The organism is Actinomadura hibisca NBRC 15177, from assembly GCF_001552635.1.
GTDB classification, from domain to species: Bacteria; Actinomycetota; Actinomycetes; order Streptosporangiales; family Streptosporangiaceae; genus Spirillospora; species Spirillospora hibisca.
The window spans coordinates 26493-38387 of record NZ_BCRO01000051.1; the positions used below are offsets into that span (position 1 = coordinate 26493).

General features: G+C 73.9%; 14 protein-coding genes. 10 read left to right on the top strand and 4 right to left on the bottom strand.

Annotated features, from left to right (window positions below):
* Window positions 1–9: 9 nt before the first annotated feature.
* A complete protein-coding gene (locus tag AH6_RS24105; RefSeq protein ID WP_067483677.1) occupies window positions 10–1248 on the bottom strand; it encodes an MFS transporter in 1239 nt (412 codons plus the stop codon).
* A gap of 69 nt (window positions 1249–1317) precedes the next feature.
* Between AH6_RS24105 and AH6_RS24110 the strand changes: the two genes are divergently transcribed.
* Window positions 1318–1839 (top strand): MarR family winged helix-turn-helix transcriptional regulator, encoded by a 522-nt coding sequence (locus tag AH6_RS24110; RefSeq protein ID WP_067483679.1) that lies wholly within the window; start codon window positions 1318–1320, stop codon window positions 1837–1839.
* Here the strand turns inward: AH6_RS24110 and AH6_RS24115 are convergent.
* Entirely contained in the window at window positions 1812–2999 is a 1188-nt protein-coding gene (locus AH6_RS24115) for an FAD-dependent monooxygenase (RefSeq protein WP_067483681.1), read from the bottom strand. The two genes, AH6_RS24110 and AH6_RS24115, sit on opposite strands and share 28 nt — an antisense overlap.
* Window positions 3000–3122: 123 nt before the next feature.
* Entirely contained in the window at window positions 3123–4067 is a 945-nt protein-coding gene (locus tag AH6_RS24120; RefSeq protein ID WP_067483683.1) for an NADP-dependent oxidoreductase, read from the bottom strand.
* A 133-nt stretch (window positions 4068–4200) separates the two neighbouring features.
* Between AH6_RS24120 and AH6_RS24125 the strand changes: the two genes are divergently transcribed.
* The 5 genes from AH6_RS24125 (at window position 4201) to AH6_RS24140 (ending at window position 7113) form a co-directional block, all read left to right on the top strand.
* Window positions 4201–4605, top strand: coding sequence for a winged helix-turn-helix transcriptional regulator (locus AH6_RS24125; RefSeq protein WP_245679455.1), 405 nt, complete (start codon window positions 4201–4203; stop codon window positions 4603–4605).
* 10 nt (window positions 4606–4615) lie between these two features.
* Entirely contained in the window at window positions 4616–4774 is a 159-nt protein-coding gene (sp36, locus tag AH6_RS43995; protein WP_157420262.1) for a Sp36 family protein, read from the top strand.
* Window positions 4775–4776: 2 nt separating this feature from the next.
* Window positions 4777–5238, top strand: a complete 462-nt coding sequence (locus tag AH6_RS24130; protein WP_067483913.1) for a RidA family protein — start codon at window positions 4777–4779, stop codon at window positions 5236–5238.
* Window positions 5239–5347: 109 nt separating this feature from the next.
* Window positions 5348–6196, top strand: coding sequence for an NUDIX hydrolase (locus tag AH6_RS24135; protein ID WP_067483687.1), 849 nt, complete (start codon window positions 5348–5350; stop codon window positions 6194–6196).
* 5 nt (window positions 6197–6201) lie between these two features.
* Window positions 6202–7113, top strand: a complete 912-nt coding sequence (locus tag AH6_RS24140; RefSeq protein WP_083983396.1) for an MBL fold metallo-hydrolase — start codon at window positions 6202–6204, stop codon at window positions 7111–7113.
* A 34-nt stretch (window positions 7114–7147) separates the two neighbouring features.
* On the opposite strand, the gene AH6_RS24145 is transcribed toward AH6_RS24140, so the two are convergent.
* On the bottom strand, window positions 7148–7834 hold the full coding sequence (locus AH6_RS24145) for a Crp/Fnr family transcriptional regulator (protein ID WP_067483689.1): 687 nt from the start codon (window positions 7832–7834) through the stop codon (window positions 7148–7150).
* A 379-nt stretch (window positions 7835–8213) separates the two neighbouring features.
* On the opposite strand from AH6_RS24145, the gene AH6_RS24150 reads away from it, so the two are divergent.
* From AH6_RS24150 to AH6_RS24165, 4 genes are all read left to right on the top strand, one after another.
* Window positions 8214–8891 (top strand): TetR/AcrR family transcriptional regulator, encoded by a 678-nt coding sequence (locus tag AH6_RS24150; protein WP_067483691.1) that lies wholly within the window; start codon window positions 8214–8216, stop codon window positions 8889–8891.
* Between the two features lie 153 nt (window positions 8892–9044).
* Window positions 9045–9788 carry an endonuclease III gene (nth, locus tag AH6_RS24155; RefSeq protein ID WP_157431683.1) on the top strand — a complete coding sequence of 248 codons (744 nt, stop codon included), beginning with the start codon at window positions 9045–9047 and terminating at the stop codon, window positions 9786–9788.
* On the top strand, window positions 9785–10435 hold the full coding sequence (locus tag AH6_RS24160) for an NUDIX hydrolase (protein ID WP_067483693.1): 651 nt from the start codon (window positions 9785–9787) through the stop codon (window positions 10433–10435). The genes nth and AH6_RS24160 overlap by 4 nt, the downstream gene beginning before the upstream one ends.
* A gap of 129 nt (window positions 10436–10564) precedes the next feature.
* Window positions 10565–11764 carry a MarP family serine protease gene (locus AH6_RS24165; RefSeq protein ID WP_067483695.1) on the top strand — a complete coding sequence of 400 codons (1200 nt, stop codon included), beginning with the start codon at window positions 10565–10567 and terminating at the stop codon, window positions 11762–11764.
* The last annotated feature ends 131 nt before the right edge of the window (window positions 11765–11895 follow it).

Here is an 11895-nt window from a genome sequence, read left to right on the forward strand (position 1 = left end):
CCGTCGGCGTCATGTGGGGCGGGCGTCCTCGACGGGCAGGGGCTTGGCGTTGGTGCTCGTGTTCTTTGCTGGCAGGTGCAGCGGGCGGCGTACGCCTGGGGCTGCTGCTGTGCCCAGGCACGCCGTCGCCACCAGCGCCGCCGCCGCTACCAGCGGTATTTCTGGGCCCCACGCTGTTGCCGCCCACGGCGCCAGCGTGTAGCCCAGCGGTGCGGCCGCCAGGGACAGCAGCCAGTCGTAGGAGGTCACCCGGGCCAGCGCGTGCGCCGGGATCGACGTCTGCACCGTCGTCTCCCACAGCGGGTTCAGCACGCCCAGGCCCAGCAGCGCCAGCCCGTAGGCCCCGATCAGCAGCGGCGCGGGCGCGCCCGACGCCAGCAGCAGCAACGGCAGCGCCAGCGCCGCCAGCCCCATGTTGGCCACCAGCACCGGACGCCGGGGACGCAGCCGTGCCGCCAGCAGCGAGCCCGCGACCAGGCCGACGGCCCCCGCCTGCAACGTCGCCAGCCACACGCCCTCGCCGCCCAGCTCGCGCACCGCGATCACCGGGCCGAGCGTCAGCAGCACGGCCATCGTCCCGTTCCACACCGAGTGCGCGATCAGGCTCGTCCAGTACCAGTCCCGCGCGCGCACCTCCGTCCAGCCCTCGGCCAGGTCGGCGCGCAGCGAGCGGCGCGGCAGCGGGATGTGCCGCACCCTCGTCAGCACCAGCAGCACCGCGCTCAACCCGAACGTCGCCGCGTCCAGCACGAACGTCCAGCCAGGTCCCACCGTCAGCACGAGCGAACCGGCCAGTACGGGCCCCGCCAGGCGCGCCGCGCCGTTCGCGACGCCGAGCAGCGAGTTGGCGCGTTGCAGGCCGGACTCCGGCACCGTCCCCGCGACCAGCGGCGAGGCGGTCGGCAGGGCCAGCGCCGAGGCCGTGCCGCAGACGGCCTGCGCGGCGGCCAGGTGCCACAACCGGGGGTCTCCGCCGAGCAGTTCGGCGGCCGCGAACGCCTGGGCCGCGCACGCCGCGACGTCGGCGCCGATCGCCACGCGGCGGGCCGGGAGCCGGTCGGCCAGCACGCCGCCGAGCGGGAGCAGGAGCAGCCGCGGCACCATCGCGCAGGCCAGGACGAGGGCGAGGGCGGCGCCGGAGCCGGTCGTGCGCAGGACGGCGAGGGTCAGGGCGGCGGGGACGGCCGCATCGCCGACCAGCGACAGCGCGCGGGCGGTGAACAGCAGCCGGAAGTCTCGGGGTCGCATGCCGGGAAGGTAGGTCGATGCCGAATAGTTCGTCAAGGAATTATTCGTCAGGGAGGTAAGGTGGGGAGCATGGAGCATCCCGACCGCGTCGACGAGCACGTGGCCCGCTGGCGGCCCGTCCTGCCCGACCTCGACCCCGACGTGGAGGGCGCCGTCACCCGGCTGCACTTCCTGTCGGCCCACCTGCGCCGCCACAAGGAGCAGGCGCTCGCCGACCGCGACCTGCCCCGCCACGAGTTCGAGACCCTGCACGCGCTGGCCGGGCGCGGTGGCCGGGCCGCGCCCTCGCAACTGGCCGCCGACCTGGGGATGCCGCCCAACTCGGTCACCGGCCGCCTGGACGCCCTCGACCGCCGCGGCCACGTCCGCCGCACCCCCTCGCCCACCGACCGCCGCCGCGTGGACGTCGAGCTCACCGACTCCGGCCGCGCCGCCTGGCTCGGCGCGATGGACGCCCTGGGCCACGAGGAGGACCGCCTGCTGGCGGCCCTCGACCCGGCCGAGCGCCGCCTGCTGTCGGACCTGCTGCGCCGCGTCCTGCTCCGCGCCGACCGGCGGGACGGTCAGGAGGCGGCGGGGACGGTCTCGTAGTCCTTGAGGTCGATCGAGGTCGCCGCCTTGTTGGCCAGCTTGTCCAGCACCCGCAGGAGCGGCCCGGCGGTCAGCACCTTGTAGGTCCGGGTGCGGTTGCGCAGGGCCCGCGCGCTCTTCGGCGCGAAGAACGGCCCGGCGCCGCCCGCGACCCGCTGGCACGCGGTGACGAACTTCTTGATCTCCCGCTCGTAGGCCGCGAACGCCGCCGCGTGGTCACCGCGCGCCGCCGCCAGCTCGCCCGCCAGCACGTAGGCGCACACGACCGCGAGCCCGGTGCCCATCCCGCCGAAGGTCGCGCCGTACCCGGCGTCGCCCAACAGCGCCACGCGCCCCTTCGTCCAGGAGTCCATCCGGACGACGCTGACGGAGTCCATGTAGAAGTACGGCGTGTCGGCCAGGTCGCGCAGCAGCTCGTCGGCGTGCCAGCCCATGCCCGCCATGGCCTCGGCCAGCACGCGCTTCTGGCCCTCGGTGTCGCGGTGGTGGACGGCCGGGCGGTCGCCCGCGAACACGCACATGACGTTGGCCTTGGCGTCGCCGTCCAGCGGGGCGACCGAGACGCCCCGGCCGACCTCGCTGTAGACGCGCGTGGCGCCCGACAGCCCGAGCCGGTTGGGCGCGTCGAAGATCGCGACGTGGTGGCCGGTGTCGCGGACGAACCGCGACTCCTCGCCGAACGCCAGCCGCCGCACGTTGGAGTGCAGCCCGTCGGCCCCCACCACCAGGTCGAACGTGCGGGGCGCGCCGCGCTCGAAGGTCACCCGCACCCCGTCGCCGGTCTCGGTCAGCGAGGCGATCGAGTCGTCGAAGACGTACTCGGCGCGGTCGCGCGTCCGCTCGTACAGGATGCGCGCCAGGTCGCCGCGCTGGATCTCGACCTCGCCGCCGGTGAACCAGGCGGGCAGGCCGACCATCGTCCGGCCGTCGGCGTCGATGAGGTCGAGCGCCCCGCCGTGGGTCTGGTGGGCGCGGATCTCGTCCAGGACGCCCATCCGCTCCAGGACGGTCAGGTGCACCTCGCCCCGGAAGTCCACGGCCTGCCCGCCCTCGCGGATCCCGGACGCGCGCTCCACCACCGTCACCTCGAAGCCGTGCCGCGTCAGCCAGTAGGCCAGCGCCGGACCCGCGATGCTCGCGCCGGAGATCAGAACCTTCATCGTGTGCTCCCTCGTGCCGTGCCGTCGTTCTCGATGGCATGAGATTCGCGGAGCACGCTGACCGTGCACGCACCATCCGCTGACGCCCACTGACGCGCGGGCCCGCGCGCGGTCAGCGGCCCGTCACGGCACCAGCACCAGCCGTCCCCGCAGCCCGCCCTCGGCCAGCAGGTGGTGCGCCTCGACGGCCTTCTCCAACGGCAGCGTGCGCGCCACGCGCGTCGTCAGCTTTCCTGCGTCCACCAGCGCGGACAGCTCCGCGAGCCGCTCGGAGTCCGCAGTTACCCACACGTTGTGGACAACGATCCCGCGCAGCGGCGGTGGCACCGAAGGACCGGCGTTGACGGCGACGAACCCGCCCCCACTCCGTACGGCGTCCAGCGCTCCCGCGCCCAGCATCGCCGCGTCCACCACGCCGTCCGCGCCACCGGGCACCAGTCCGCGCACCGCGTCGCCGACGTGCTCGCCGCGCGGCACGAACGACTCCGCGCCCAGCCCCCGCACCAGCTCCTCATCGTCCGCGCCCGCCTGCGCGACCACCCGCAACCCCCGCTGCGCCGCCAGTTCGACCACGTACCCGCCCACCGCGCCCGCCGCGCCCGTGACCAGCACCGTCGCGCCCGCGGGCAGGTCGAGCAGCGCGAGCGACCGCAACGCCGTCAGCCCGTTTAGCGGGAGCGTCGCCGCGTGCACCGCGTCCACACTCTCCGGCGCGGCCGCCACCGCCGCCACGTCCAGCACGACCGCCTCGGCGTAGGTCCCGAGCGGCACGTCCAGCCGGTCCCGCAGCCCGATGACCTCGTCCCCGGCCGCGAACCGGGTGACGCCCGCGCCGACCGCCTCCACGATCCCCGCCACGTCCCAGCCGATCCCGAACTCCGGCCGCGCGCCCGCCGACAGCAGCCCGCCCTCGGCCAGCACCCCCGCCCGGGTGAGGGCGTCCACCGGGTTGACCGCCGCCGCGGCCACCTTGATCCGCACCTGCCCCGGCCCCGGGACGGGCCTGGGCGCCTCCACCGGCTCCAGCGCCTCCGGCCCGCCGAACGACCTCACCACGACAGCACGCATGACAGAACTCCTGCTCAGGAAGGGGATGTGCGGGAAAGCCCCCGCGCGTCCCACCCTCACCGGAAGATCGGTCTGTCGGAAGTAGTTACCTGGAAGTGCGTTCGGCACGCCGAGGGGAGCACCCGTGACGACCATGACCGCCGCGCAGCGCCGCGCCCGCGCCAAGGCCGAGTTCGAGGAGTACATGGCCGCCTGCCCCACCCAGCAGCTCATGGCCACCCTCGGCAACAAGTGGTCCTCGATGCTCCTGCTCCGCCTGGCCGACGGGCCGCGCCGCCACGCCGACCTCGCCCGCGCCGTCCCCGGCGTCAGCGCCAAGATGCTCACCCAGACGCTGCGGCTGCTGGAGCGCGACGGGTTCGTCGCGCGCACGATCACGCCGTCGGTCCCCGTCCAGGTGGACTACGCGCTCACCGGCCTCGGCGAGAGCGTGCTGCCCCTCGTCGAGCACGTCCGCGACTGGGCCGACCGGTACATCGACGACGTCCACGCAGCCAGGAGCCGCTACGACGCCGAAGCGGCGGACGGCGGTCGCTAGGCTGAGCGCCATGAAGAAGTGGGAATACGCAACGGTGCCCCTGCTCGTCCACGCCACGAAGCAGATCCTCGACAACTGGGGCCAGGACGGCTGGGAACTGGTCACTGTCCTGCCGGGCCCGAACCCGGAGAACCTCGTGGCCTACTTCAAGCGCGAAGTGGAGCAGTGACCGTGAGCGCCCCCGAGGACCGCCTGTGCGAGCTGGGCCTGGAGCTGCCCGACGTCGCCGCGCCCCTGGCGTCCTACGTCCCCACCGCGCGGACGGGCTCGCTGGTGTACACCGCCGGGCAGCTCCCGCTGGTCAAGGGCGAGCTGCCGGTCACCGGCAAGGTGGGCGCCGAGGTGACCGCCGAGCAGGCCGCCGAACAGGCCCGGGTCTGCGCGCTGAACGCGATCGCCGCCGTCAAGGCCGAGATCGGGGACCTCGCGAAGGTGGTCCGGATCGTCAAGGTCGTCGGGTTCGTGGCCAGCGCCCCGGACTTCTACGGCCAGCCGCAGGTGATCAACGGCGCCAGCGACCTGCTGGGCGAGGTGTTCGGCGACGCGGGCGTGCACGCGCGCAGCGCCGTCGGCGTGAGCGTGCTGCCGCGCAACGCGCCCGTCGAGGTCGAGCTGATCGTCGAGGTGTCCTGAGCCGTCCGGGGCCCGCCCCGGCCGCCGGGGCGGGCTTCGGGGGTCTTGACGGAACGCCATTCGGTATGTCCGAATTGGCCGCCATGAGCATCACACGTCAGGCCCGCCGATGGTGAACGGGCTGAAGCTGCCCGCCGAGTGGCGCGGGCGGATCGAGGACATCCTCGCCGGGCGCGCCGAGCCGGCGTCGGCCCGGCACGCCGCCACCGTCGTCGTGTTGCGCGACCACCCCGAGCATGGCCTCCAGGCGTTCATGTTGCGCCGCGTGTCGTCGATGGCGTTCGCGCCCGGCGCGTACGTGTTCCCCGGCGGTTCGGTGGACCCGCGCGACGGTGACAAGGACCTGGCGTGGTCGGGGCCGTCGCCCGCCGAGTGGGGCGCGGCCTTCAAGGCCGACGAGGCGCTGGCCCGCGAGCTGGTGTGCGCGGCGGTGCGCGAGACGTTCGAGGAGACGCTGGTCCTGCTGGCGGGCCCGACCGGCGCGTCGGTCGTGGACGACACCCGCGGCGACGACTGGGAGGCCGACCGGCAGGCGCTGCTGGACCGCTCCCTGTCGTTCGGGGAGTTCCTGGACCGCCGGGGCCTGGTGTTGCGCGCCGACCTGCTGCGGCCCTGGACGCACTGGATCACCCCGGCGATCGAGCCCAAGCGCTACGACACCCGCTTCTTCGTCGCCGCCATACCGGCCGGGCAGCGGGCCCGGGACGTCAGCACCGAGGCCGACCGCGTCGCCTGGGTGAAGCCCGCAGAGGCCGCCGCGCGTGCCCGCGCGGGGGAGTGGTTCATGTTGCCGCCGACGCTGGCGACGCTGACCGAACTGGCCGAGTTCGAGACCGTCGCCGAGGTGCTGGCCGCGCCGCGCGAGATCACCGTGCACGAGCCCAAGGCCGAGATCATCGACGGCGAGGCGTACCTCGTCCTGCCTGAGAACGCCAGCCATCACTATCCGCAGGGGTGAGGGAGATGTGGTCGCGGCGGCTGAAGCAGGCCGCCGTCCGCAAACTGGTCGGCGGCCCGGCGCTGCGCCACCTGGAGCGGATCGGGTGGAACCCGGTCCGCCATCCCGATCTCGGCTCGGGCAGGATGGAGCGGGTGAGCGAGATCGACGGGATGGGGACGGAACGGGCGACCTGTGTGCTGGCGCCCAATCCGTCCATGATGACGCTGGACGGCACCAACACCTGGATCATCGCCGAGCCCGGCGCCGACCGGGTCGTGGTGGTGGATCCGGGCCCCAAGGACGACGTGCACCTCAAGCGGGTCCTGGCGCAGGTCGCCGCGCGTGACCAGCGGGTCGGGACGGTGCTGCTGTCCCACCGCCACCCCGACCACTCCGAGGGCGCGGGCCGGTTCGCGGAGCTGGCGGGGGGCGTGCCCGTCCGGGCCATGGACCCCGCGCACCGGCTGGGCGACGAGGGGCTGGCCGAGGGCGACGTGATCACCACCGGCGGGCTGGAACTGCGGGTCATGGAGATCCCGGGCCACACCGACGACTCGGTGGCGTTCTGGCTGCCCGCCGACGGCGCGGTCTTCACCGGGGACACCGTGCTCGGCTACGGCAGCACGGTCCTGGACGGCAGCCTGGGCGACTACCTGGCCACCCTGGACCGCCTGCGCGCGTTCGCCGAGGAGCGGGCCGTCGCGACCCTGCTGCCCGGCCACGGCCCGCGCCTGGACGACCCGATCGCCGTCCTGGACCAGTACATCGGGCACCGCCGCGAGCGGCTGGCGCAGGTGGAGGCGGCCGTGGCGACCGGGGCGCGCACGGCACGGGAGGTCGTCGAGATCGTCTACGCCGACGTGGACCCCAAGTTGTGGCCCGCCGCCGAGTGGTCGGTGCAGGCGCAGCTGGACTACCTCGCCCGACGCGGGTAGCCGCCCGGCTCCCGGCCGCCCGCGCGGCCGGGGCCTACTTGGAGCGCTTGCGCAGGCGCTCGATGTCGAGGATGACGACGGCGCGCGCCTCGATCCGCAGCCAGTTGCGCTGCGCGAAGTCGGCGAGGGCCTTGTTGACGGTCTCCCGGGAGGCGCCGACGAGCTGCGCCAGCTCCTCCTGGGTGAGGTCGTGGTGCACGTGCAGCCCGGCCTCCGACGGCTGGCCGAAGCGCTCGGCCAGGTCCAGCAGGGCCTTGGCGACCCGGCCGGGCACGTCGGTGAAGACCAGGTCGGCCATCACGTCGTTGGTCTTGCGGAGCCGCTGGGCCAGCGCGCGCAGCAGCTGCACCGCGACCTCCGGGTGGCCGGTCAGCCACGGGCGCAGGTCGTCGTGGCCCAGTCCGGCCAGCCGGCACTCGGTCACCGCGATCGCGCTGGCGGTGCGGGGCCGCGGGTCGAACAACGACAGCTCGCCGAACATCTCGCTCGGGCCGAGCACGCTCAGCAGGTTCTCCCGGCCGTCCGGCGCGGTGCGGGTCAGCTTGATCTTGCCTTCGAGGACGACGTACAACCGGTCGCCCGTCTCCCCCTCGTTGAACAACGTCTGACCGCGGGCGAGCCGCACCTCGGTCACGTTGGCGCGCAGCGCCTTGGCACCCTGCTCGTCCAGGGCCTCGAACAACGGGGCCCGGCTCAGTACGTCCACGTCGCGGTCGGTCACGCTTCTCCTCCTCGAACACCTACATACATAGTGTGACGTACGTCCCACCGCGTACGTGAAGGCAGGCCCACGGCGCGCCGCGTCCCGGGCCGGACCCCGCCTCCGCGTGCCTTCGCGCGGCGGCGCGCCCGTCCCGTGGCGGCGTCCCGCAAGCCCCGGGCAGGGACACGCCCGGCGTCGCACCGCCGGTCCGGCGGAGCACCGTACGCGGGCCGCGCTCTGCCCCGACGCGAACCGCGTGCCGAATCCCGCAGGCCGGCCCGGGTTCGCAGGTCGCCATGAATCTGTACTCACAGTGTACGGACCATCGGGTGAATGCCGTCACACCAGGTCGGTTCGCCCGCTATCGGACCGGCGGCGGACGCCCTATCGTGGGCAGGTGGCCCAGTCAGCATCGCGTCGGCTGCCTCGGGGACGGCACGCGCTGTCCCGCGAGGAGGTGGACCGTATCCAGCGCACGCGGCTGTGCGCCGCGATGGCCGACGTCATGGCCGAGCAGGGATACGTCGCCACCTCCGTCGAGGACGTCCTGAAACGCGCCGGGGTGTCCCGGCAGAGCTTCTACCGGCTGTTCGACTCCAAGGCCGACTGCTTCATGGCCGCCTTCGACATGGCGGGCGACATCCTGCTGCGCCGGGTGGTGGAGTCCTTCGGCGCCGGCGAGGACGGCCCGCCGCCGATCGACCGGGACGACGACCCGCCGCACCGGTTCGAGCAGGCGATCACCGCCTACCTCGAAGTGCTGGCCACCGAACTGCCCTTCGCCCGGCTGTTCCTGGTCGAGGTGTACGCGGCGGGCCCGGAGGCGCTGCGGCGGCGCGGCGAGCTCCAGGCCACCCTCGCCGGCTCGCTGGCCGACCTGATGGGGGTCGCCGACGAGGCGGGCCGCTTCACCTGCCAGGTGATCGTCGCGGCGACCAGCGCGATGGTGACCGTCCCGGTGGCCGAACGCGACCCCGACCGCCTGCACGCGATCGGCCCGGCCATGATCGACCACGTGCGCAACCTCTGGCACGCCGACGCCTTCGGCAAGCACCCCGGCCGCCCGAAACCCTGACCCGGCGACGCGGGAGCCGCCCGGCGCGCAGCCACGGCGCGGCGCCTCGTACAACCCCGCTCATGCCGCCCAAGGCTCTACGCTGGCGGCATGGCGACGAACGTGGGGGCGCAGCGGCGGACCGGCGGGCGCAAGCCGGAGACCCGGCTGGGGATGGTGCGGCGGGCGCGCAAGATCAATCGGGTGCTGGCCGAGGTGTATCCCGAGGCGCACTCCGAGCTCGACTACGCCGATCCGTTCCAGCTGCTGGTCGCCACCGTCCTGTCGGCGCAGACCACCGACGTGCGCGTCAACATGACCACGCCCGCCCTGTTCGCCCGGTACCCGACGGCCGAGGACCTGGCCGCCGCCGACCCGGAGGAGCTGGAGGCGATCATCAAGCCGACCGGGTTCTACCGGGCCAAGGCCAAGTCGCTGCTCGGGCTGGCGGTGGCGCTGCGCGACCGGTTCGGCGGCGAGGTCCCCGGGAAGCTGGAGGACCTGGTCACCCTGCCCGGCGTCGGCCGCAAGACCGCCAACGTCGTGCTCGGCAACGCCTTCGGCGTGCCCGGCATCACCGTGGACACCCACTTCGGGCGGCTCGTGCGGCGCTTCGGCTGGACCGACGAGACCGACCCCGTCAGGGTCGAGCGCGTCATCGCCGACATCTTCCCGCCCAAGGACTGGACGATGTTGTCGCACCGGCTGATCTGGCACGGCCGCCGCATCTGCCACGCGCGCCGTCCCGCCTGCGGCGTCTGCCCCGTCGCCAAGCTCTGCCCCTCCTACGGCGAGGGGCCGGTGGACGCCGCCGAGGCCGCCAAGCTCGTCAAGGGCCCGCCGCCCGGCATGGCCGAGCGCGTCGCGCGCGGCCTGCCGGGAAGCAACGGCGGCTCCGGCGGGTTGAAGCAGAAGTGACCCAGACACCCCCCGCCTGGCTTCGTCCGCTCGTGGACGCCGCCCCGCGGCTCAAGGTCCCCCCGCAGTTGCGGCCGGGGCCGGACGCCCGGCCGGCCGCGGTGCTGATCCTGTTCGGCGACGGCACCGACGGGCCCGACGTGCTGCTCACCGAACGCGCCGCGACGCTCAGCGCGCACGCGGGCCAGCCCGCCTTCCCCGGCGGCCGCATCGACCCCGAGGACGACGGGCCGGTCGACGCCGCGCTGCGCGAGGCGTGGGAGGAGGCCGGCGTCCAGCGCGCCGGCGTGGACGTCCTGACCACGATGCCCGAGCTGTACCTGCCGCACAGCCGCCACCGCGTCACGCCCGTGGTGGGCTGGTGGCGGGAGCCGTCGGAGGTCGCGCCCGGCCATCCCGGCGAGGTCGCCACCGTCGCCCGCGTCCCGATCTCCGACCTGACCGACCCCACCAACCGGCTCACCGTCCGGCACCCGTCGGGCCTGCGCATGGGCCCGGCGTTCCGGGTGGGCGGGATGCTCGTGTGGGGCTTCACCGCGGGGTTGCTCACCCAGGTGCTGCAAGCCGGTGGCTGGGACCGGCCGTGGGACGCCGGTCACGTCGAGGACCTGCCGCCCGAGGTGCTGGACCTGGCCTCCCGGGGCTGATCACCGGCCGTTCTCATCCCCGGCGGGGAGGGACGGCTCACCGCATCGCCCCCCATGGCTACCCGGAGACGCCGAATCTGGTACAGCGAGGGGACGTGAACAGGCGCCCGCGCGCTATACGGTGAAGCGGTGCTGGGCGACCACCTTCTCGACCTCATCCTGCTCGCGCTCGTCGTGCTCTTCGCGATCTCGGGCTACCGGCAGGGCTTCATCGTGAGCCTGTTGAGTTTCGTGGGCTTCGCCGGCGGCGGCATCGTGGGCGTGCTGATCGCCCCGCCCATCTCGGCGACCGCCGTCAACGGCACCGCCCAGCAGGCGCTGCTGGCGATCGTCATCGCGTTCCTGGCGGCGACGCTCGGGCAGCTCATCGCGTCCTCGGCCGGCGCCGTGCTGCGCAACCGCGTCACCGGCCTGAACGCCCGCGCGGTGGACGCCGGGGGCGGCGCGGTGGTGAGCGCGCTGTCGCTGCTGGTCGTCGCCTGGTTCTTCGGCAGCCTGCTGCACAACTCCGACTTCAAGCCGCTGCGCACCCAGGTGAACGGCTCCACCATCCTCGGCGGCATCGACGGCATGATGCCGACGCAGGCGCAGACGTGGTTCGCCTCGTTCCGCCGGTTCGTGCGCAGCAGCGAGTTCCCGCAGGTGTTCAACGGCCTGGGCGGCGAGTCGGTCGCCGAGGTGCCACCGCCCAACGACGCGGTCCTCACCAGGGCGGGGTTGCGCGAGGCCCGGCAGAGCCTGGTGAAGATCGAGAGCACCGCGCCGCAGTGCTCGCGCAAGATCGAGGGCAGCGGCTTCGTGTTCGCGCCCGAGCGCGTGATGACCAACGCGCACGTGGTGGCCGGCGCCCGCGGCCAGTCGATGGTCCGGCCGGTGCTGGGCTCCCGGACGCCGGGCCGCGTGGTGCTGTACGACCCCAAGCGCGACATCGCCGTCCTGCACGTGCCGGGCCTGAAGGCCAAGCCGCTGAAGTTCGCCGGGCCCGCCCGCGTCCAGGACGACGCGATCATCGCGGGCTTCCCCAAGAACAAGAGCTTCACCGCGGGCGCCGCGCGGATCAAGGCGCGGCAGACGGCCAAGGGCCCCGACATCTACCACGCCGGCCAGGTCAACCGCGAGATCTACGCCCTGCGCGGCCTGGTCGAGCCGGGCAACTCCGGCGGCCCGCTGCTCACCACCGACGGCCGCGTCTTCGGCGTGATCTTCGCGGCGGCGCTGGACACCCCGGCCCCGACGGGGTACGCGCTGACGGCCGAGGAGGTCGCGCCGGACGCGCGGGCGGGCGCGCACGCGACCGTCCCGGTGGACACCGAGAGCTGCTCCGACTGACGCGACGGCGAGCGCGCGTCCAGTTCTGTGCGGCGCGGCAGCAAGTACACGTCCGCGCAACGGCAAGCGCATGTCCGTGTGGCGCGGCAGCAAGCGCAACGCCCGAGCGACGGAACTCGCACGACGCTACG